Here is a 20,262-nt window from a genome sequence, read left to right as displayed (position 1 = left end):
CACTTATGAAGCGGATCGGGACTTGCGCATGGTGGCCAGTGGTTCGTCCATCAGACGGGCACAATGACGCACCTCGCGTACAAATTCCGCGCAGACGTGGGTCATCAGGTCCACCGAGCGGTAGACCAGGAACACGCGGAAATCGGGCAGCTCGTCCTGGATCGGCAGCGGCGTCAGCGCGTCGCGTACCAGTTGCAGCGGGCCGCCGGTGCCAAAGAAGACGAAATCCGACCACATGCTGACCAGGTCGGTCTTGGTCGCCAGTTGCAGGCCAAGCAGGTTCGATGCGCTCTGCACCACGCGTTTCGGCATATCGAGCCGGTGCAGGCGCATCAGGCTGGCGAGCGGGCTGCCGGCGTCATCGACCGGGTCGAGCACGAGCCAGTCGGCATCGAGCAGCGGCCGCAGGCGCCGCGCACGCCGCAGCGGGTGGCCGGTGCGCACCGCCAGCTTCATGCCGACCGAGAACAGCGGTTCCCACTGGAACGAGGCCGAGCCAGGACCGCTGTTGGTGGAGATCAGCCCCAGGTCCAGCCGCCCTTCGCGCAGCCCTTCCTGGATCTGCTGCGGACGCAGCTCGAAGCCGCGCAGCGCCACATTCGGGAAGCGCTGGCGGAACGCCGCCATCGCATCCGGCAACGGCCCGCTGGAAGCCACCGCCGTGAAGCCGATATTGAGTTCAGCCTCGGCATGGCCGCGGATCGATTCGATGTCTTCCAGCGCGTGCCGCAACTCCTGCTCCACCACGCTGGCCCGCTTGACCAGCGCCAGGCCATAGGCCGTCAGGCTCACGCCGCGCACCGAGCGCGACATCAGCGTGACGCCCAGTTCGCGTTCGAGCTCCGCGATGGCCTTGGACAGCGCAGGCTGCGAGATATGCAGCGCGCGCGACGCCTCATGGATGCTGCCGTGCTCGGCCACGGCCAGCAGGATGCGCAGTTGTTGCAGCTTCATTGATTCCCTTGTTCTTGTGCGGCATGCCCGCGTGCAGTGCAACGCGCCCGGATTGCGGGCGGGCGTGCGTTATGCGCGCCAGGCGCTACTTTCCCGCCTTCCCGCATCGGCACTGGGTTCCGGCGCCAGGATTGGTACTTGTCCGGATACCAGTCGACACCCGGTTATGACGGTGATTCGATTTGGTTATCAATATGAAAATATATGATTTTTTGTCTTGCCGCGTTTGCCTGAATACTTCACCGCAACCTTGGCCACCCCCACGGGCAGCGCGGATTCCGACAAGCCGGCAAGAACCAGACCGGCACTGCGCGCGCCTCCCACCCACCAGTTCGTGGAGACCGCATGAACGACGCCACCCTCGCCGCTACCGGCACGCTAGCCAAGCCGGCGCGCACCCAGAGCCAGTTCCGCCTGATCGCCGCCTGTTCCCTTGGCAATGCCCTGGAGATGTTCGACTTCACCGTCTACAGCTTCTTCTCGCTGCTGATCGGCAAGCTGTTCTTCCCATCCGACAACCCGTATGGCTCGCTGCTGCTGGCCGTGGCCACCTTCGGCATCGGCTTCGTGATGCGCCCGCTCGGTGGCGTGGTGATCGGCAGCTATGCCGACCGTCGCGGCCGCAAGGCGGCCATGACGCTGACCATCGGCCTGATGGTGGCGGGCACGCTGTGCATCGCACTGGCGCCGCCGTATGCGTCGGCCGGCGTGTTCGGCTCGCTGACGATCCTGGCCGGGCGCCTGCTGCAGGGCTTCTCGCTTGGCGGCGAGATCGGCGCCTCCACCGCCATGCTGATGGAAGCCGGCGGCGTGCGCGGCCGCGGCTGGCGCGTGAGCTGGCAGCTCGGCAGCCAGGGCATCTCGGCCCTGCTGGGCGCGCTGACCGGTGCAGGGCTGTATGCGTTGCTGCCGACGGAATCGCTTGAAAGCTGGGGCTGGCGCCTGCCGTTTCTGGTCGGCCTGCTGATCGCCCCGGTGGGCCTTTACATCCGCGCCAATCTCGATGAAACGCACCAGGCCGACGCCCACGCGCCGAGCCCGCTGGGCGAGCTGTTCCGTCACCACTGGGCCACCGTGGTGAAGGGCATCCTGGCCACCACGGCCGGCACCGCGACGATGTACCTGGTGGTGTTCTTCATGCCCACGTACATGATCCGTGTGCTCAAGATGCCGCCGTCGCTGTCGTTCCTGTCGGGCTGCGTGACCGGGATTACGCTGACGGTGGTATCGCTGATCGCGGGGCGCCTGGCCGACCGTCTGACGAACCGCAAGCCGCTGGTGGTGGCGTCGCTGGTGTTCAGCATGCTCGCCGTCTATCCCGCCTTCTGGCTGATCAACGCCCATCCGAGCGTGCCGCTGGTGCTGTGCCTGTCGGCGCTGCTGACCGCCGGCATCAACCTGGGCACCACGCCGATGTTCCTGATGATGCTTGAAATGCTGCCCGCCAGCGTGCGTGCCAGCGGCCTGTCGGTGATCTACAGCGTGGGCGTGACCGTATTCGGCGGCTCGTCGCAGTTCATCGTCACGTGGCTGCTTTCGCGCACCGGCAACCCGCTGTCGCCGGCCTGGTACATGCTGGTCTGCAGTGTCATCACGCTGATCGCCGTGCTGAGCATCCGCGAACGCCGCGCGCACTGATTCCCCCTTATTCTTCCGGAGACCCGATCCATGACCCGCGCACCCACGCTCAAGCCCTTCCAGTACCTGCCGCACCTGCTGCCGAATATCGATATCGACGCCGAGACCTTCGTCGGCATCCGCCGCCAGATCCATGCGCAACCCGAACTCGGCTTCGAGGTCGGCGCGACCAGCAAGCTCGTGGCCACGCTGCTCACCGAATGGGGCTACGAGGTTCACACCGGCATCGGCAAGAGCGGCGTGGTCGGGCAGTTGAAGCGCGGCACAGGCAAGCGTCGCCTCGGCATCCGCGCCGACATGGATGCGCTGCCGATCATCGAAGCCACCGGGCTGCCCTATGCGAGCCAGCTGCACGGCAAGATGCACGCGTGCGGCCATGACGGCCATACTGCGATCCTGCTCGCTGCTGCGAAGGCGATTGCCGACCATCCCGATTTCGACGGCACGCTGAACCTGATCTTCCAGCCCGACGAGGAAAACCTGTGCGGCGCGCGCGCGATGATCGAGGACGGACTCTTCGAGCGCTTCCCGTGCGACGCGGTGTTCGCGCTGCACAACATGCCGGGCGTGCCGGCTGGTACTTTCCGCGTGCTGCCGGGGCCGGTCAGCCTGTCGTCCGATGTGGCCGATGTCACCATCAAGGGCATAGGCGGCCACGGCGCGATGCCGCACCGTGCGCGCGATCCGATTGCTGCGTCGGCGGCCATCGTCACTGCGTTGCAGACGGTGGTGGCACGCAATGTCGCGCCCGATGACACCGCGGTGGTATCAGTCGGCTTCATCCGTGGTGGCGCCACGCACAACGTGATTCCCGAGTCCGTGACGATCGGCCTGAACGTGCGCGCCGCACGACCTGAAACACGTGCGCTGGTGGAACAGCGCATCCGCGAGATCGTGTCGCTGACGGCTCAGGCGCATGGCGTGGACGCGCAGATCGACTACCGACAGCTCACGCCGCCGATGGTCAATGCCGAAGCCGAGACACAGCTTGCGCAGCGTGTGTGTTCAGAGCTTGTCGGCGCGGAAAACGTGGTCACGCAGGCGCCGAAGGGGCTGAACGGCAGCGAGGATTTTGCGTGGATGCTGAATGCGGTGCCGGGGTGCTATCTGATCCTCGGCAACGGCGAGGGCGAGTTCGGCGGGTGCATGGTGCACAACCCCGGGTATGACTTCAATGACGCTGTGCTGCCACTCGGTGCGGCGGCCTGGGTGAGGTTGGCGCAGACGTTCCTGGTGGCAGACTGAAACTACCCCCTCTTACTGCGCGGGCGCCGGCTCGGTCGATGGAGCCGGCCCGGTGCGCCGCGCACCCAGCCGCGCATTGATCTCCGCCGCTTCCCCCAGCACATGCAACAGCCGCCGCAACGGCCGGCTGCATTGCACATGCACGTACAGGTAGAACGCGGCACCCACGACCACCATCACGGCGTAGAGCCACAGCAGGGATCCCTTCATCTCAGCCTGAAGCGGCAGCGGATGTAGTCCGCTCACGAGCACCAGCGCCGCGGGCGCCAGCGCAAGCAGCAGGCCGACTGTGCGCGCCATCCCTTCCCATAACCGAAGTTGCAAAGCCACCCGCCGTTGCCGCGCCTGCAATTGCAGCGGATGAATGCGCCCCAGCCGTCGCAGCAGTGAGTTCTCGATCGCGCTGTCCAGGTCCATCTGGCTGGCCTGCCAGCGCAGCGGGTTGCGCACGATTGCCAGCACGCCCGGCAGGCGCATCAGCCCGGCGCCGGCGTAGCACGCGGCGGACAGCACCAGCAGCGCCTCGGCCAGCCGGATGGACCACGGCGGCAGCGGATGCTTCAGCACCAGCCGCCAGATTGCCAGCCCGGCGGCGGCCAGCAGCGTTGCTGCCAGCGTGATGACGAATCCCAGCCACAAGCCGCGCCCCGACCGCTGTGCCCATGAGGTGGCGCTATCCCGGCTGACAGACGCCGGCACGGGCGCGGGCGCTGGTGCGGCGGCAAGGGCTTCGAGCAATTCGTAGGTGGACGGTAGCCGGGAGTACATGGAGCGAGACAGGAGCGGGTCTGGGCGGGCAAGGCCAATCCCGCCATTGTCGCCGTTGCCGCACGTCGCGGGTAGCATCCCGGCGTATCCGGAACGTCACACCTCATCTGGAATCCGTGCGAGCACGGAACGGCCGGCGACCGTCCATCGCGCCTTCCAAGGCCATATTCAAAACTCCAGGTATCGAATCAACTGATCTCCCTTCCCTTTATCCCACACCCGCTGCGGGAATAGGATCGACTCCAACGGAAAACCCACCCCAACTGGAGACAAGATCATGGCAAAGATGAGAGCGATCGACGCGGCCATCGCGGTGCTGGAGAAGGAAGGCGTGACCACGGCGTTCGGCGTGCCGGGCGCGGCGATCAACCCGTTCTACTCGGCAATGCGCAAGTCGGGCAACATCCACCACGTGCTGGCCCGCCACGTCGAGGGTGCCTCGCACATGGCCGAGGGCTACACCCGCGCCGAGCCGGGCAATATCGGCATCTGCGTCGGTACCTCGGGCCCCGCCGGCACCGACATGATCACCGGCCTGTACTCGGCCTGGGCGGATTCGATCCCCATCCTCTGCATTACCGGCCAGGCCCCGCGCGCGCGCCTGTACAAGGAAGACTTCCAGGCCGTCGATATCGAGTCGATCGCCAAGCCCGTGACCAAGTGGGCCGTGACCGTGCGCGAGCCGGCGCTGGTGCCGCAGGTGTTCCAGCAAGCCTTCCACATCATGCGCTCCGGCCGTCCGGGCCCGGTGCTGATCGACCTGCCGTTCGACGTGCAGGTCGCCGAGATTGAATTCGATCCCGAGACCTACCAGTCGCTGCAACCGTACAAGCCGGCCGCCTCGCGCGCCCAGATCGAGAAGGCCATCGCCATGCTCAACGCGGCCGAGCGCCCGCTGATCGTCTGCGGCGGCGGCGTGATCAATGCTGACGCCTCCGACCTGCTGGTCGAGTTCGCCGAGCTGGTCAACGTGCCGGTGGTGCCGACGCTGATGGGCTGGGGCGTGCTGGCCGACGACCACCCGCTGCAAGCCGGCATGGTCGGCCTGCAGACCTCGCACCGCTACGGCAACGCCACGCTGCTGGCCTCGGACTTCGTGATGGGCATCGGCAACCGCTGGGCCAACCGCCACACCGGCAGCGTCGATGTCTACACCAAGGGCCGCAAGTTCGTGCACGTCGATATCGAGCCCACGCAGATCGGCCGCGTGTTCGGTCCGGACCTGGGCATTGTGTCGGACGCCAAGGCTGCGCTGGAGCTGTTCGTCGAAGTCGCCCGCGAAATGAAGATGGCCGGCCGACTGCCGTGCCGCAAGTCGTGGGTGGCCGACGTGCAGAAGCGCCGCCGCACCATGCAGCGCAAGAGCGACTTCGACAACGTGCCGGTCAAGCCGCAGCGCGTGTACCGCGAGATGAACCAGTACTTCCCGCGCGATGTGCGCTATGTCAGCACGATCGGCCTGTCGCAGATCGCCGCGGCGCAGTTCCTGTCGGTCAACGAGCCGCGCCACTGGATCAACTGCGGCCAGGCCGGCCCGCTGGGCTGGACCATCCCGGCCGCGATCGGCGTGAAGACCGCATCGCCGAACTCGGACGTGGTGGCCATCTCGGGCGACTACGACTTCCAGTTCATGATCGAAGAACTGGCCGTGGCTGCGCAGTTCAAGGTGCCGTATATCCACGTGGTGGTGAACAACTCCTACCTCGGCCTGATCCGCCAGGCGCAGCGCAACTTCGAAATGGACTACTGCGTGCAGCTCGCGTTCGACAACGTCAACGCGCCCGAGCTGAACGGCTATGGCGTGGACCACGTCAAGGTCGTTGAAGGCCTGGGCTGCAAGGCGATCCGCGTGTTCAAGCCGGAAGACATCGCCCCGGCCTTTGCCGAAGCGCGCGACCTGATGGCCGAGTTCTCCGTGCCGGTGGTCGTGGAAGTGATCCTGGAACGCGTGACCAATATCGCGATGGGCACCGAGATCGACAACATCAACGAGTTCGAGCCGATCGAGGATATCGAGGAAGGCGACGAAGCCATCCTGAACGAAGAAGTGGAAACGGCGTAAGACCCTTCCCGCCCCCTTGCAGTACCAGCACGTCATCCCCGCGCACGCGGGGATCCAGCGTCTTTCTTTCAAGCCACTGGGTTCCCGCCCACGTGCCCTTTGGGTATGCGCGGGAACGACAAGAACATCAAGTCACCGGAGATGACCAAATGACCAAACTTGCGGCAAACCTCACCATGCTGTTCAACGAAGTCGGTTTTCTTGACCGCTTCGAAGCCGCCGCACGCGCGGGCTTCCGCGGCGTGGAGTTCCTGTTTCCCTATGCGTTCCACGCGGACCAGATCGCGGACCGCCTGAACCGCTTCCAGCTCGACCTGGTGCTGCACAACCTGCCCGCCGGCAATTGGGATGCGGGCGAGCGCGGCATTGCCTGCCACCCGGACCGTGTCAGTGAATTCCAGGACGGCGTGGGAGAGGCCATCAAGTACGCCAAGGTGCTGGGCGTGCGCCAGCTCAACTGCCTGGTCGGCATCCAGCCGCAGAACGTGAAGCGCGAGCAGGCGCAGGAAACGCTCGTCGAAAACCTGCGCTTCGCCGCGAACGCGCTCGCCGCCGAGCATATCGACCTGCTGATCGAACCGATCAACACCTTCGATATTCCGGGCTTCTTCCTGTCGCGCACGCAGCAGGCCGTTGACCTGATCAACCAGGTCAACGCGCCCAACCTGTACGTGCAGTACGACATCTATCACATGCAGCGCATGGAAGGCGAGATCGCCAACACCATCAAGGCGAACCTGCCGAAGATCAGGCATGTACAGCTGGCCGACAACCCGGGCCGCAACGAGCCGGGCACGGGCGAGCTGAACTACCACTTCCTGTTCAAGTACCTGGACGAGATCGGCTACACCGGCTGGATCGGCTGCGAGTACAAGCCGAAGACCACCACCGAAGCCGGCCTAGGCTGGCGCGCCGCCCACGGTGTGCAGTAACAGCATGCAGTAACGGGTTACCGCACACGCAATCCATCACAGACTTAACATCCAATCGGAGACATCAACATGGCAAACCAACGCAATATCGGCTTCATCGGTCTGGGCATCATGGGCGCACCGATGGCAGGGCACCTGCGCGCAGCCGGCCACACGCTGTTCGTGCATGACGTCAACCCGGCCCCGCAGTTCCTGGTGGACGCCGGCGTGACGGTCTGCACCAGCGCCGAGGAAGTCGCCAAGCGCGCCGACATCATCATCATCATGGTGCCGGACACCCCGCACGTCGAAGCGGTGCTGTTCAGCGAAAAGGGCGTTGCCGCCGCGTTCAAGGCAGCCGGCAAGGAAGCCAGCTACAGCAAGATCGTGGTCGACATGAGCTCGATCTCGCCGATCGCCACCAAGGACTTCGCCGCGCGCATCAACAAGCTGGGCGCTTCGTACCTGGACGCGCCGGTGTCGGGTGGCGAAGTCGGCGCCAAGGCCGCCTCGCTGACGATCATGGTCGGCGGTCCGCAGGAAGCCTTTGACCAGGTCAAACCGCTGTTCGAGCTGATGGGCAAGAACATCACGCTGGTGGGCGGCAATGGTGACGGACAGACCACCAAGGTGGCCAACCAGATCATCGTCGCGCTGAACATCCAGGCCGTGTCCGAAGCGCTGCTGTTCGCGTCGAAGGCTGGTGCCGATCCGGCACGCGTGCGCCAGGCGCTGATGGGCGGCTTCGCCGCGTCGCGCATCCTGGAAGTGCATGGTGAACGCATGGTCAAGCGCACCTTCGACCCGGGCTTCCGCATCGAACTGCACCAGAAGGACCTGAACCTGGCCCTGCAAGGCGCGAAGGCGCTGGGCGTGGCGTTGCCGAATACCGCAACCGCGCAGGAACTGTTCAACACCTGTGCTGCGAACGGCTTCGGCAAGGCCGACCACTCGGCGCTGTGCCGTGCGATCGAGATCATGTCGAACCACGAGATCGCGAAGGCCAAGTAAGTACCGCCCAGCAAATCGTCGTACTCCGTCATTCCCGCGAAGGCGGGAATCCAGCGTCTTTGATGTCCCCCGGAGGGGGACAAAGCCACTGGGTCCCCGCCTTCGCGGGGACGACGGGCAAGTTCCCAGGATTCCCCATGCTCGACACCGAAACCAGCGCCGCCCTGCTGACCCCACAGCGCCCCAGCCTCCAGCCGCGTGCCTTGCTGCGCGAACTGTTCGATACCGCCGTGGCATCGGTCAGCGCCAGCCACTGCCTGCCCCCGCACCTGCCGCAGCCGCCGAAGGGTCGCACGGTCGTGATCGGCGCCGGCAAGGCCGCTGCCGCGATGGCGCAGGCTGTCGAAGCCCACTGGCAAGGCGAGTTGAGCGGGCTGGTGGTGACGCGCTATGGCCACGGTGCCGACTGCAAGCGCATCGAAGTGGTAGAGGCCGCGCATCCGGTGCCTGACGAAGCCGGCGCGCGCGCCGCGCAGCGCATGGTCGAACTTGTGCAGGGCCTGACCGCCGACGACCTCGTGCTGTGCCTGATTTCCGGTGGCGGCTCCGCGCTGCTGGCCGCACCCGCGCCCGGCATTTCGCTGGCCGACAAGCAGGCCGTCAACAAGGCGCTGCTGCGCAGCGGCGCGAGCATCGGCGAGATGAACTGCGTGCGCAAGCACCTGTCCGCGCTCAAGGGCGGGCGCCTGGCGTTGCACTGTGCACCGGCCCGTGTCGAGACCCTGCTGATTTCCGATATTCCCGGCGATGACCCGACGCTGATCGCGAGCGGCCCGACGTTGCCCGATGCCACCACCTGCGCCGATGCGCTCGCCGTGATCGCAAAGTACGGCATCGATGTGCCGGCCAATGTGCGTGCCCATCTCGAGAGCGGCGCCGGCGAAACGCCGAAGCCCGGCGATGCCCGCTTTGAAGGCCACCGCAGTGCGACGCTGGCGACTGCGCAGCAATCGCTCGAAGCCGCCGCCGCACGTGCACGCGAACTCGGCTTCGAGGCGCACATCCTGTCCGATTGCATCGAAGGCGAGGCTCGCGACGTTGCACTCGTGCATGCCGCCATCGCACGCCAGATCGCGCAGCACGGCCAGCCGTTCAGCAAGCCTTGCGTGCTGCTGTCGGGCGGCGAGACCACCGTCACCGTACGCGGCAAGGGCCGCGGCGGCCGCAATGCGGAGTTCCTGCTGTCGCTGGCGGTGGCCCTCGACGCCCTGCCCGGCGTGCATGCGATTGCCTGCGACACCGACGGCATCGACGGCTCCGAAGACAACGCCGGCGCGTTGCTCACGCCCGACACGCTGACCCGTGCCGCGGCACGCGGCCTGTCCGCGCGCGCGCATCTGGAAAACAACGATGGTTATGGCTTCTTTGCCGGTGTGGACGACCTGATCGTCACCGAGCCGACCCGTACCAACGTGAACGACTTCCGCGCGATCCTCATCGTCTGAGCATCGCGGCCGTACCGAATCGCCGAATCGAATTGCATTACCGGCGCGCCGTATCCGGTGCGCCGTTCCGAGAATGGAAGAGGAGACATCATGAGACGCCAGCGCAAAGCCAAGATCGTTGCCACGCTCGGTCCCGCGAGCACCGATATCGCGGTGATCCGGCAGCTGTTCGAAGCCGGGGCCGACGTGTTCCGCCTGAACTTCAGCCATGGCACGCACGAAGATCACCGCGCGCGCTATGACGCCGTGCGCCAGATCGAGGCTGAGACCGGCCGCCCGATCGCGATACTGGCCGACCTGCAGGGTCCGAAGCTGCGCATCGGCGTGTTCGCCGCGGGCAAGGTCGCGGTGCGCGCCGGTGACACCTTCGTGCTCGACAGCGATCCTACGCCCGGCGATGGCACCCGCGTGCACCTGCCGCACCCGGAGCTGTTCCGCGCAGCGCAGCCGGGGCAGTCGCTGCTGATCGATGACGGCAAGGTGCGGCTCGCGATCGAAGCCGTGGCCAGCGGCAGCATCACCACGCGCGTGGTGAACAACGGCACGCTGTCCGACCGCAAGGGCGTGAACGTGCCCGACGCGGTGATCCCCATTCCCGCGCTGACCGAGAAGGACCGGAAGGACCTGGACTTCGCGCTGTCGCTCGGTGCTGACTGGATCGGCCTGTCGTTCGTGCAGCGCCCGTCGGACATCGTCGAAGCGCGCGAGATCGTCGGCACGCGTGCCGGCATCCTGTCGAAGATCGAGAAGCCGGCCGCGCTGCAACAGCTTGAAGAGATCGTGCGCGTGTCCGATTCGGTGATGGTCGCGCGCGGCGACCTCGGCGTTGAGCTGCCGCCCGAGCGTGTGCCCGGCGTGCAGAAGCGCATCCTGCGTGTGTGCCGGCAGCTTGGCAAGCCCGTGGTCATCGCCACCCAGATGCTCGAGTCGATGATCGATTCGCCGGTGCCGACACGTGCCGAAGCTTCGGACGTCGCCAGCGCGATCTACGAGGGTGCTGATGCCGTGATGCTGTCGGCCGAGTCGGCCAACGGCCGCTACCCCGTTCCCGCAGTGTCGATGATGAACCGCATCGTCACCGAGGTGGAACGCGACCCGCTGTACCGCAACCTGCTCGACGCCCAGCACGAAACGCCGCTGAACACGCGCCAGGACGCCATCTGCGCGGCGCTGCGCGAAGTCACGCAGATCATCGGCGCGGCGGCGACCGTGACCTACACGTCTTCCGGCGCCACGGCGCTGCGCGCTGCCCGCGAGCGGCCGTGCGCGCCGATCGTCAGTATCACGCCGAACCTGGAGATCGCGCGCCGGCTGGCCATTGCGTGGGGCATTCACTCGACCGTGAGCCCGGATGTGCAGAGCGTCGACGAGATGGTCGACGCGGCCACGCGGGCCGCGCTCATTGAGGGCTATGCCGCGCCCGGCGACCAGATCACGATTGCTGCCGGCATGCCATTCGGCCAGGGCGGCACGACCAACCTGCTGCGCGTGGCGGAAGTGGGCGGGAATGCGGTGGCTGGTACTGACGCCGTTCGGGAGGCTGCCACGGTCTGACCCGGTTTCGTTGTCGGGGCACTGGCCGTGCCCCAGTGGTGCCAATTGCCGCCCGCCACCCGCGAGGGCCTTCTCCAAGGCTGTGCGGGTGGCGTTTTTTTTGGGATCTTGGGCTGTCGGATATGGGATGGGGTGCGGTGCCTGGCGCCCCATCAAACACGATACCCCGCTCCAAACACTCCTTAGCCTCATTGCTATACTTGATTCCCACCCTTAGCCCCCTCCCCCGGAGCCCCCATGCGTCTTGATGACGAAGCCGAAAGCCAGAACGTTGAAGACCGCCGCGGCGGCTTTGGCGGTGGCGGGTTCGGTGGTCCGAAGACCATCGGCATCGGCACGGTCATCATCGCCCTTGCCGCGTCGTATTTCTTCGGCATCGACCCGACGGTCATCATGCAGGGCGCATCGGTGCTGCAGGGCCAGCAGGCGCCGCAGCAGCACCAGGTCAACCGGCCGCCGGCCAATGACCAGCTGACGGTGTTCACGCGCAAGGTGCTGGGCAATACCGAGCGGACATGGGAGCACATCTTCGAGACGGAGCTCAGCCGGCGCTACGAGCCACCCAAGCTCGTGCTGTTCTCGGGCGCCACGCCGACCGCGTGCGGTACGGGACAGTCAGCCATGGGGCCGTTCTACTGCCCGGGCGACCATAAGGTCTATATCGACCTGGCTTTCTATGACGAGCTGCGCCGGCGCTTCGGCGCCGGAGGCGATTTTGCGCAGGCTTATGTGATCGCGCACGAGATCGGCCACCATGTGCAGAACCTGCTGGGCGTCTCCGACAAGGTGGATGCCGCACGCAGGCGCATGGGCCAGGCGCAGGCCAACCAGCTGTCGGTACGCATGGAGTTGCAGGCGGACTGCCTGGCGGGTGTCTGGGCCGCCACCGCACAGCGCGCCAACCAGCGGCTGCTGGAGCCGGGTGATATCGAGGAAGGCCTGAAGGCTGCCGCCGCCATTGGCGACGACCGCTTGCAGCGGCAGGCGCAGGGCTATGTGGTGCCCGAGGCCTTCACCCACGGCACCAGCGAACAACGCGTACGCTGGCTGCGCCAGGGGCTGACCACCGGCGACATCCGCAAGTGCGACACCTTCGCCGCACGCCAGCCTTGATGCATCAGGCGCGTTGCCCGGCGAGACGGCGCGAACGTACGGCACACACAGCCCCAGCGGCTGGCGTCAAATCGTAGTCATCGGGGAAAAATCGCCTGCCCGGCGCAGAGAGAAGGAGGAGGAGGTCTGCCGGGCAGGCGGGAGAGAAAACTTGCGGCCACCCTTGGTGGCCGCTGCAGGTCCTGGGGGAACCCTGAGGAAGCGCGTCAGACGCGGTATCCGTAGAGCGAGCCGTCGCCAGTGCGCGAGTTGTCGGTCGAGCTCGCGGAGATCTCGCCACTAAATGCGGCTGCCCCGTCGGTATATGGATTGAAGCGGTCCTTGCGCGCCCCATCCGTATAAGGGTCATACCGGTCCTTGCGCGCGCCGTCGCTGAAGACGTCGTACTTGCCTTGCTTGGTGCCGTCCACGTACGGATCGAACTTCCCGGCGCGCAGTGCATCGGCATATACATCGAACTTGCCAGCCTTGCTGGTCGCGGCAGGGGCAGCTATCGCCGCGGCCGATGCGGCCAGGGCCGCCACCACGAACGCGCCGCCAAGAATGCGTTTGGCGATCATTTCGGACTCCTTCGACTGATTTCGTCTTTCTTTATGTGACCGGCTAACTCTTTGCCGCTGGGCAATCTGTGTTGCCATGCGAGCACGGACTGAAGCTTAGTCACTGGTCTCGTCATCGGAAATGACGCTGCGACGAATGGTGAGTTGTCAGTCGTGAAACGACGAACTTGCTGACGAACGGCGCGTGTGGATTGCTATCTGCAGGTTGGCTGGTTCATGCCTTGCGGGCCCGCACGCGCATACCGTGCGGTGCCCGTTTCACACGATCAGAGCGTGTACTGGCCGCTGGCTTCGGGCTGGAAGGCGATCTCGGTGACCGTTACGTGCTGTTCGCGGCCATCGGGCAGGCGGTAACTCACGGTCTGGCCGGCACGGGCGCCCAGCAGCGCCTGGCCTACCGGCGACAGCACCGACAGGCGGCCGGCATCGAAGTCGGCTTCATCCGGGTAGACCAGTGTCCATTGGCGCGGTGCCGGGTCGCCTTGCAGCGCGCAGACCAGGCGCGAGTTCATGGTGACCACGTCGGTCGGGATGTCCTGCGGCGTGACGATTGCCGCGCGCGCGAGCAGCGCGTCGAGCATATCGGCCATAGGGCCGGCGCCCGGGCGGCTGGCAAGGCGCTCCAGGCGTGTGACGTCGAGTTCGGTCAGGTAGAGGGTCGTTGCGGTCGGGTTGGTGGCCGTCATGGCTAATCCTCCGTCAGGTGTCGGTAGCGGTCAGGTTGGGTCCGGCACGGCGACCGGACGGCATTGCCGACGGCCCATGCGGGAACATCAGGAAACAGCAAAACAGCGAATCAAGGCCGGCGTTGCCGGGTCACACGGCGCTTGCAAGGCGCATCGGTGTCACGACGCAGGCGTGAGGCTGGAGCCCGGTTCGGCCCGGGTCCTTGGTGGGGACAGTCAGGCTGGGAACCGGGCGGGATCAGGCGGAGCGCTGACCCGGCGGCGGGGCGTCATGCGCGTGGCCAGGGCCGCAGCGCCGGCGCGCGCGCGTACCTGCCGCGCGGGGCGGGCAGGTACGGCGGGCAGCAAATGGCGAACTGGCATGGCGGTCACGCGGATAACAGGAAGCAGGATCTGGAAAGGAAAACCGGAACGGATCGCGCGGCAGGCAATCGCAAGACGTCGATCAGCTTATCCGGCAATTCTGGCTTCGCGTCCGCACCGGTCTGGTGCAGGGACGCGAACAGCCATCGTAGCACAGGCGGGCGGCATGCGCGGCGGGGGTGACCTTCACCCGGCGTGGCCGGTGGTGTGCGCGTGGCATTCGCACGGCGCGCCGGCCGCGGCCTGCTGCAGGTTCTGCAGGATGCCGCATTCGCTGGCGGCCTGGTGCTGGTGGTGGCAGGTCTCGCGCAAGGCGCGCAACTGGCTCTCCAGCGTTTCCAGCGCCACGCGCTGTGCGTGGATCTGCTCGATCTGGCGGTCCAGCAGCGCGTTGACATCGTCACAGTCCTGCGACGGATTGCGCTCGAAGTCGCGCAGCCGGCGCACGTCCGACAAGCTCATGCCCAGTGAACGGCAGTGCCGCACGAAGTTGAGCTGCATGAGATGGGTGTCGCCGTAGCGGCGATAGCCGTTGTCCTCGCGCTGGGGAGCATCGAGCACGCCTTCGCGTTCGTAGTAGCGGATGGTTTCGACATCGCAACCGCTGTGCCGGGAGAGTTCGCCGATTCGCATGGGACAGAAATCTCTGTAGTGACTACGGGGTTGAGTGTAAGTCTAGCGCAGAAGCGAATGACTTGCCGGAGCGGCGTCAGCGGCACCTGTTCACGCCGCGCGCCTCATCGCGCAGCGTCATCGCGCGCGGCGCCAGTGCCTCGCGGATATGCTGCGCCGCCAGTTCGGGCCTGGCCGAGCCGCACATGAAGATATCCACAGCCGCAAAGCCATACTCTGGCCAGGTATGGATGCTGATATGCGATTCCTTGAGCAGGATCACGCCCGTCACGCCAAGCCCCGGACCGAAGTGCTGGAAGCGCGCATCCACCGGCGTCGCGCCGGCCGCCTGCGTCGACGCGTACAGCACGCGCTCGACCAGTGCCGCGTCGGTGAGCAACGCGGGCGCGACGCCCTGCAGGTCGAGCAGCAGATGGCGGCCGAGCACGGCCGGGCAAGGCAGTTGCGGCGCGTTCACGGTGCCCGCCTCACTTGTGCCCGCCGCCCGAGGACCAGTTGCCGCCGCTGCTGCCGCCCCATATGCGGCCGGAACCGCCCGAGCTGCCGGACTTGTAGTCGCCGGAACCGAGGTTGTAGAAGGTTGCCCCGAACAGCACGATCAGGCCGTAGATCAGGTAGAGAAGTCGCACGTCATCAGTCCTTGGCTGACCAGCGGCCCACCAGCCACAGCGGTGCCCACAGCAGCAGCAGCCCGAAGGCCAGCGTGATCCAGCCGCTGTCCTTCATCAATGCCACCGGTACATTGAGGATGGCCAGCACAATGGCGTACCACTTCGCGGCCTTGCGGCAGAAGGCCAGGTCGGAGTCCTCGGGCGGCTTGCGCACAGCCGCGCCCGGCTGTGCGGCGGCCGTGGCCAGCGCCTTGTTGTGCGGGAACCATTGCGCCACCTGCGCGCGCGTGACCCGGGTCGAGCGCGTCCAGACAACCTCCGTGTCAGACGTTTCGCGCGTGAGGCGCAGCGCGGGTTCGCCGAATTCCGTGAGCTGCGTGCTGTCGCCGACCCGCACGCGCCAGTTGAAGGTGCCCGCTGCATAGAGCACTTCGCTGCGGTAGTCGAAGCCCTTGCGGAAATGCTTGCCCTGCCACGTTGCCACGTCCGCCGAGGCCATGCGCGGCCAGGTGTCGAGCACTTCGACCTTGTCCCAGCCGCCGTCCTGCTCCACGAGCCAGAACATGCCCCGCTCCTCGTTGAAGAGCAGGTATTCGACCCACGTGGAGGCTTCATCCTCGTCGTTGTCCGTGCATTGCATCAGCCCCAGCACGGCATAGGGCTTGCCGCCGATGGTGCCGATATCGCCGGGCGCCAGGCTGGTCCTGAGCGCCTCCAGCTCCTTGTGCTTTTCCAGCACGATGGCGGTAGACGTGGTGCAGTCCACCTCGCTGTGGCAGCTGCCGCAGACGACGAAGCTGGCCATGCCGGCGCGATAGGCAATCGGGCTGCCGCAGTTCGGGCAGGCGAGCGATATGGCCTTGCCGCGATAGCGGTCCGCGGTGCGGCCGATTTCATCTGCGGGACGCAGCAGTTGCGCCTTGAGCTGGTCCAGCGTGACAAGCTGCCCTGTGTAGACCGTCGGAGGATAGCCGTCGGCGTAGTCGAGCGTCAGGAAACGCCCCTCGTCGCGGAAGTCGGCCACCTGCGCGATCCAGCCCGCGCCGACCACGAACGGCAGCTCACCTTCACCGCCGGTACAGCGCGCGGTGCGCACGTCGCCGGCAAGCCAGCGGCGTTTGTCGAAAAACAGGCTGTCGCCGGGACGCAGCGACTCGAACTGCGGCGCCTGGTCGAACTGCGCAGCCGCCGCCTGTTCCGGCGACACGCGGCGCGTCAGCATGGTCTGGCCCGAGGCATCCGCGAGCCAGCCGTCGCTGCCGTCGTCGAACAGCAGGTACCACTCGTTCCACAGCCCGGCCTCGTAGCGCAGCTGGATGCGCCCCACCAGCGTGAAGCCCTGCCCTTGCCACCGTCCCGATGCATGGAGCTGCAGCGGTGTGTAGTCTTCCAGCACGGCCGACATCTTGCCGATGTCCTTGACGGCATCGGCATCCTTGACCAGCGTGCTGTGGCAATACTCGCATACGGCCATGACGGCGGCGGAGGAACGGAACGCGACCTCCGCGCCGCAACCAGGACAGTTGACCTGTTGCATGCAGCCCCGTCAGCCGACCAGCTTTTTCAGGATCTCGGCCTTGGCGCTGTCGAACTCGGCCGGCGTGATCAGGCTCTTGTCGAGCAACTCTTTCAGCTTCTGCAGCCGTACGGCCGGGTCGTCCGCAGCGGCAGCCGAGTTGGCGGGCGGCACCGCAGGTGCGGGTACGCCGGGTGCGCCCGCTGCACCTGCCGCGCCGGCAAGCCCGCCGGCCATCGCCTGCCCCATTACCGCGCCCGCGGCCAGGCTCGCGCCCAAGCCCGCCACGCCGCCCTCGTTCTGCGCGGCCAGCGGGATCGAGCTGGCGACCTGGTACTGCGTGTACTTCGCCATATCCCCCATCATCCCCATCGAGATGCGGGTGTCGATGGCCTTCTGTAGCTCCTCCGGCAGCGACACATTGGTGACCGCGAAGTTGTCCAGCGCCACGCCATAGCGCTCGAACTCCGACGCCAGCCGCTCGCGGATGGTCTGCGACATCAGCGCCTGGTTGGCCGCCATGTCGAGGAACGGCAGCGACGACGCGCCAAGCGCGTTCGTCATGGTGGCGATCAGCAGGTTGCGCAGCTGCTCTTCCACTTCATCGCGCGTGTATTCGGCGCGCGTGCCGCTGATCTCGCTGTAGAACTTGGCAGGATCGGCGACCTTGTACGAGTACAGGCCGAACGCGCGCAGCCGAACCATGCCGAAGTCCGCATCGCGGATGGTGATGGCTTGCGGCGTGCCCCACTTGCGGCCGATCTGCAGGCGCGTGCTGAAGAAGTAGACGTCGGACTTGAAGGGCGACTCGAACAGCTTGTCCCAGTTCTTCAGGTAGGTCAGCACCGGCAGCGTCTGCGTGGTGAGCTTGTACATGCCGGGCCCGAACACGTCGGCGATCTTGCCTTCGTTGACGAACACCGCCATCTGCGACTCGCGCACGGTCAGGCTGCCGCCGTACTGGATTTCCATGTCCTCCATCGGATAGCGCCAGGCCAGCACGCCGTCGGTGTCCTCTGTCCACTGGAGGATGTCGATGAACTGCTTCTTGATGAAAGAACCGATGCTCATGTCAGGTCTCCTCTGGCGTGGATGCGAGTGAAGCGTGTTTCAGGACAGGCAGGCCGCGTTGAGCGCGCCCACGGTAACCGAGATGGTGCCCATCAGGGCGCCCATGCCGATATTGTCGGATTCGATGGCGGCGTCCATGTCGGGCAGCGCCCGGGTCAGGCCCGCGTAGACCAGCGCCTGGACCACCATGGCGCCGACCGCCCACAGCAGGAACGTCGGAAAGGTGTCGTTGTGCTGGATCGACGACGACAGCGTGAAGCAGAATCCCAGGATCGCGCCGCCAAGCGACAGCGCCGCCGCGATGTTGCCCTGGCGGATCAGCCTGAACTCGTGGAACGGCGTGATCCTGGTGTAGACTCCGACGAACACGGCAAGCAGTACAAGGCTTGCCAGCAGGTGCATGGCGTAGGCGTAGATCGGTTGCATGCTGTTTCCGTGGCGGTTGTGGACAGCGCCGGAGTCCGCGCCGTTACTCGATGACACAGGACATTTGACTACGATTGCGCCGGCAGCGCGCGAATGCGCGCAAGTATATCCGCAGTCTCATCTGCCAGCTCCCCCCGGAACTCGTAAATCCCGCCAGACAGCCGCCTGATGCGCGACCGTGCCCTTGTCATTTCGGTGTTGATCGTGGCCTCCTGCGGGCTTGGCTACGAACTGATCGCCGGCGCCCTGTCCAGCTACCTGCTGGGCGACTCCATCCTCCAGTTCTCGTCGATCATCGGCTGCTACCTGTTCGCCATGGGCGTGGGCTCGTGGCTGTCGCGCTATGTGAAGGACGAGGACGTGCTGGCGCGCTTCATCGACATCGAGGTGCTGGTGGGCCTGCTCGGCGGCATCTCGGCAGCACTGCTGTTCGTGGTGTTCGCGTGGCTGTCGGCGCCGTTCCGCACGGCGCTCTACGCGCTGGTGTTCCTGACCGGCGTGCTGGTGGGCATGGAGATCCCGCTGGTCATGCGCATCCTCAATGCGCGTCGCGCCGCCTTCAGCGACCTGGTGAGCCGCGTGCTGACGTTCGACTACCTGGGCGCGCTCGCGGTGTCGCTGGTGTTTCCGCTGGTGCTGGCGCCGCGGCTGGGACTGTCGCGCACGGGTTTCCTGTTCGGCATGCTCAACGCGGCAGTGGCGCTCTACACCACGCGCCTGTTTCGCGACGAGCTGCCGCAGGTACCGCTGCGCACGATGCGCGCGCTGGTGGTGATCGCGCTGCTTGGCGCTGGCTTTGCCGGTTCCGACCGGCTCACGCACTGGGCCGAACGCGGTCTGTTCGGCGACGAGATCATCCACAGCGAATCCACACCGTACCAGCGCCTCGTGATCACGCGCTGGAAGGACGACCTGCGCCTGTACATCAACGGGAACCTGCAGTTCTCGTCGCGCGACGAGCACCGCTACCATGAAGCGCTCGTGCACCCGGTGCTGCAGGCGCTGCCGTGGGCGCGCCGCGTGCTGGTAATCGGCGGCGGCGACGGGCTGGCGCTGCGCGAGATCCTGCGCCACCGCCATATCGAGCACGTGACGCTGGTCGACCTGGACCCGGCCATGACCACGCTGTTCTCGCAAAGCGCGCCGCTGCGCGCGCTCAACCAGGACTCGCTGCGCGATGAGCGCGTGACGGTGGTCAACGCCGATGCCGCGCAATGGATGGAGCAGCATGCCGACGTGTTCGATGCCATCATCGTCGACCTGCCCGACCCGTCCAACTTCGGGCTGGGCAAGCTGTATTCGGTGCCGATGTATCGGCTGCTGTCGCGGCACCTTGCGGAGAAAGGCTATGCCGTGGTGCAGTCCACGTCGCCGTACTACGCGCCGCGTTCGTTCTGGGGCATCAATGCCACGCTCAACGAAGCGGGCCTGCACACCTGGCCCTACCACGCCTATGTGCCGTCGTTCGGCGAATGGGGCTTCATCCTGGCCGGCAAGCGCGGCGACTACAGCCCGCCCACGCGCTACGACGTGCCGATGAAGTTCCTGGACGCCGACAGCACCGCGCTGATGTTCCGCTTCCCGCCCGACATGGCACCGCGCGCGGGCCACGCGAACCGGCTCAACGAGCAGTCGCTGGTGCATGACTTCGAGCAGGACTGGGGCAATGTCATCCGCTGACACGTCGACGAGCAC

The 20,262-nt window shown here is 66.2% G+C and carries 19 protein-coding genes; 9 read left to right on the top strand and 10 right to left on the bottom strand.

The window, feature by feature from the left end:
• Positions 1-3: 3 nt before the first annotated feature.
• On the bottom strand, positions 4-954 hold the full coding sequence (locus tag LDO29_RS13285; RefSeq protein WP_224080249.1) for a LysR family transcriptional regulator: 951 nt from the start codon (positions 952-954) through the stop codon (positions 4-6).
• Positions 955-1,299: 345 nt separating this feature from the next.
• Here LDO29_RS13285 and LDO29_RS13280 point away from each other — a divergent pair, with 345 nt between their 5' ends.
• Together LDO29_RS13280 and LDO29_RS13275 are read left to right on the top strand one after the other, a co-directional pair.
• The gene (locus LDO29_RS13280) at positions 1,300-2,592 is read left to right on the top strand and encodes an MFS transporter (protein ID WP_224080248.1); all 1,293 of its coding nucleotides are present in this window, start codon (positions 1,300-1,302) and stop codon (positions 2,590-2,592) included.
• Between the two features lie 30 nt (positions 2,593-2,622).
• Entirely contained in the window at positions 2,623-3,837 is a 1,215-nt protein-coding gene (locus LDO29_RS13275) for a M20 aminoacylase family protein (protein ID WP_224080247.1), read from the top strand.
• Positions 3,838-3,849: 12 nt separating this feature from the next.
• Here the strand turns inward: LDO29_RS13275 and LDO29_RS13270 are convergent, their stop codons facing one another.
• Positions 3,850-4,476 (bottom strand): hypothetical protein, encoded by a 627-nt coding sequence (locus LDO29_RS13270; protein ID WP_224080246.1) that lies wholly within the window; start codon positions 4,474-4,476, stop codon positions 3,850-3,852.
• Between the two features lie 406 nt (positions 4,477-4,882).
• On the opposite strand from LDO29_RS13270, the gene gcl reads away from it, so the two are divergent.
• From gcl to ypfJ, 6 genes are all read left to right on the top strand, one after another.
• Positions 4,883-6,667 (top strand): glyoxylate carboligase, encoded by a 1,785-nt coding sequence (gene gcl, locus LDO29_RS13265; RefSeq protein ID WP_224080245.1) that lies wholly within the window; start codon positions 4,883-4,885, stop codon positions 6,665-6,667.
• A 149-nt stretch (positions 6,668-6,816) separates the two neighbouring features.
• Positions 6,817-7,599 carry a hydroxypyruvate isomerase gene (gene hyi, locus LDO29_RS13260; protein ID WP_224080244.1) on the top strand — a complete coding sequence of 261 codons (783 nt, stop codon included), beginning with the start codon at positions 6,817-6,819 and terminating at the stop codon, positions 7,597-7,599.
• A gap of 69 nt (positions 7,600-7,668) precedes the next feature.
• Positions 7,669-8,589, top strand: coding sequence for a 2-hydroxy-3-oxopropionate reductase (gene glxR, locus LDO29_RS13255; protein ID WP_224080243.1), 921 nt, complete (start codon positions 7,669-7,671; stop codon positions 8,587-8,589).
• A 137-nt stretch (positions 8,590-8,726) separates the two neighbouring features.
• Positions 8,727-10,034, top strand: coding sequence for a glycerate kinase type-2 family protein (locus LDO29_RS13250; RefSeq protein WP_224080242.1), 1,308 nt, complete (start codon positions 8,727-8,729; stop codon positions 10,032-10,034).
• A 90-nt stretch (positions 10,035-10,124) separates the two neighbouring features.
• The gene (gene pyk / locus LDO29_RS13245; RefSeq protein WP_224080241.1) at positions 10,125-11,588 is read left to right on the top strand and encodes a pyruvate kinase; all 1,464 of its coding nucleotides are present in this window, start codon (positions 10,125-10,127) and stop codon (positions 11,586-11,588) included.
• A gap of 237 nt (positions 11,589-11,825) precedes the next feature.
• Positions 11,826-12,701 (top strand): KPN_02809 family neutral zinc metallopeptidase, encoded by an 876-nt coding sequence (ypfJ, locus tag LDO29_RS13240; RefSeq protein ID WP_224080240.1) that lies wholly within the window; start codon positions 11,826-11,828, stop codon positions 12,699-12,701.
• Positions 12,702-12,907: 206 nt separating this feature from the next.
• On the opposite strand, the gene LDO29_RS13235 is transcribed toward ypfJ, so the two are convergent.
• From LDO29_RS13235 to LDO29_RS13200, 8 genes are all read right to left on the bottom strand, one after another.
• Positions 12,908-13,261 carry a hypothetical protein gene (locus tag LDO29_RS13235; RefSeq protein ID WP_224080239.1) on the bottom strand — a complete coding sequence of 118 codons (354 nt, stop codon included), beginning with the start codon at positions 13,259-13,261 and terminating at the stop codon, positions 12,908-12,910.
• A 266-nt stretch (positions 13,262-13,527) separates the two neighbouring features.
• Complete coding sequence (gene rnk, locus LDO29_RS13230; protein WP_224080238.1) at positions 13,528-13,947, bottom strand: nucleoside diphosphate kinase regulator; 420 nt, start codon at positions 13,945-13,947, stop codon at positions 13,528-13,530.
• Between the two features lie 549 nt (positions 13,948-14,496).
• Positions 14,497-14,943: a Cd(II)/Pb(II)-responsive transcriptional regulator gene (locus LDO29_RS13225; RefSeq protein ID WP_224080237.1), complete on the bottom strand. Its 447-nt coding sequence runs from the start codon at positions 14,941-14,943 to the stop codon at positions 14,497-14,499.
• 76 nt (positions 14,944-15,019) lie between these two features.
• Entirely contained in the window at positions 15,020-15,400 is a 381-nt protein-coding gene (gene speD, locus LDO29_RS13220) for an adenosylmethionine decarboxylase (protein ID WP_224080236.1), read from the bottom strand.
• 10 nt (positions 15,401-15,410) lie between these two features.
• Positions 15,411-15,572: a hypothetical protein gene (locus tag LDO29_RS13215; protein WP_224080235.1), complete on the bottom strand. Its 162-nt coding sequence runs from the start codon at positions 15,570-15,572 to the stop codon at positions 15,411-15,413.
• A gap of 4 nt (positions 15,573-15,576) precedes the next feature.
• Positions 15,577-17,091 (bottom strand): DUF4178 domain-containing protein, encoded by a 1,515-nt coding sequence (locus tag LDO29_RS13210; protein ID WP_224080234.1) that lies wholly within the window; start codon positions 17,089-17,091, stop codon positions 15,577-15,579.
• A gap of 9 nt (positions 17,092-17,100) precedes the next feature.
• Entirely contained in the window at positions 17,101-18,141 is a 1,041-nt protein-coding gene (locus LDO29_RS13205; RefSeq protein ID WP_224080233.1) for an SPFH domain-containing protein, read from the bottom strand.
• Positions 18,142-18,180: 39 nt separating this feature from the next.
• A complete protein-coding gene (locus tag LDO29_RS13200) occupies positions 18,181-18,567 on the bottom strand; it encodes a DUF350 domain-containing protein (RefSeq protein ID WP_224080232.1) in 387 nt (128 codons plus the stop codon).
• Between the two features lie 168 nt (positions 18,568-18,735).
• Here LDO29_RS13200 and LDO29_RS13195 point away from each other — a divergent pair, with 168 nt between their 5' ends.
• Positions 18,736-20,247 carry a polyamine aminopropyltransferase gene (locus LDO29_RS13195; protein WP_224080231.1) on the top strand — a complete coding sequence of 504 codons (1,512 nt, stop codon included), beginning with the start codon at positions 18,736-18,738 and terminating at the stop codon, positions 20,245-20,247.
• The last annotated feature ends 15 nt before the right edge of the window (positions 20,248-20,262 follow it).

Source organism: Cupriavidus laharis (assembly GCF_914271435.1).
GTDB lineage: Bacteria > Pseudomonadota > Gammaproteobacteria > Burkholderiales > Burkholderiaceae > Cupriavidus > Cupriavidus laharis.
Note: the sequence above shows the minus strand (reverse complement) of the source record. Positions and strands in the feature narration are given on the sequence as shown.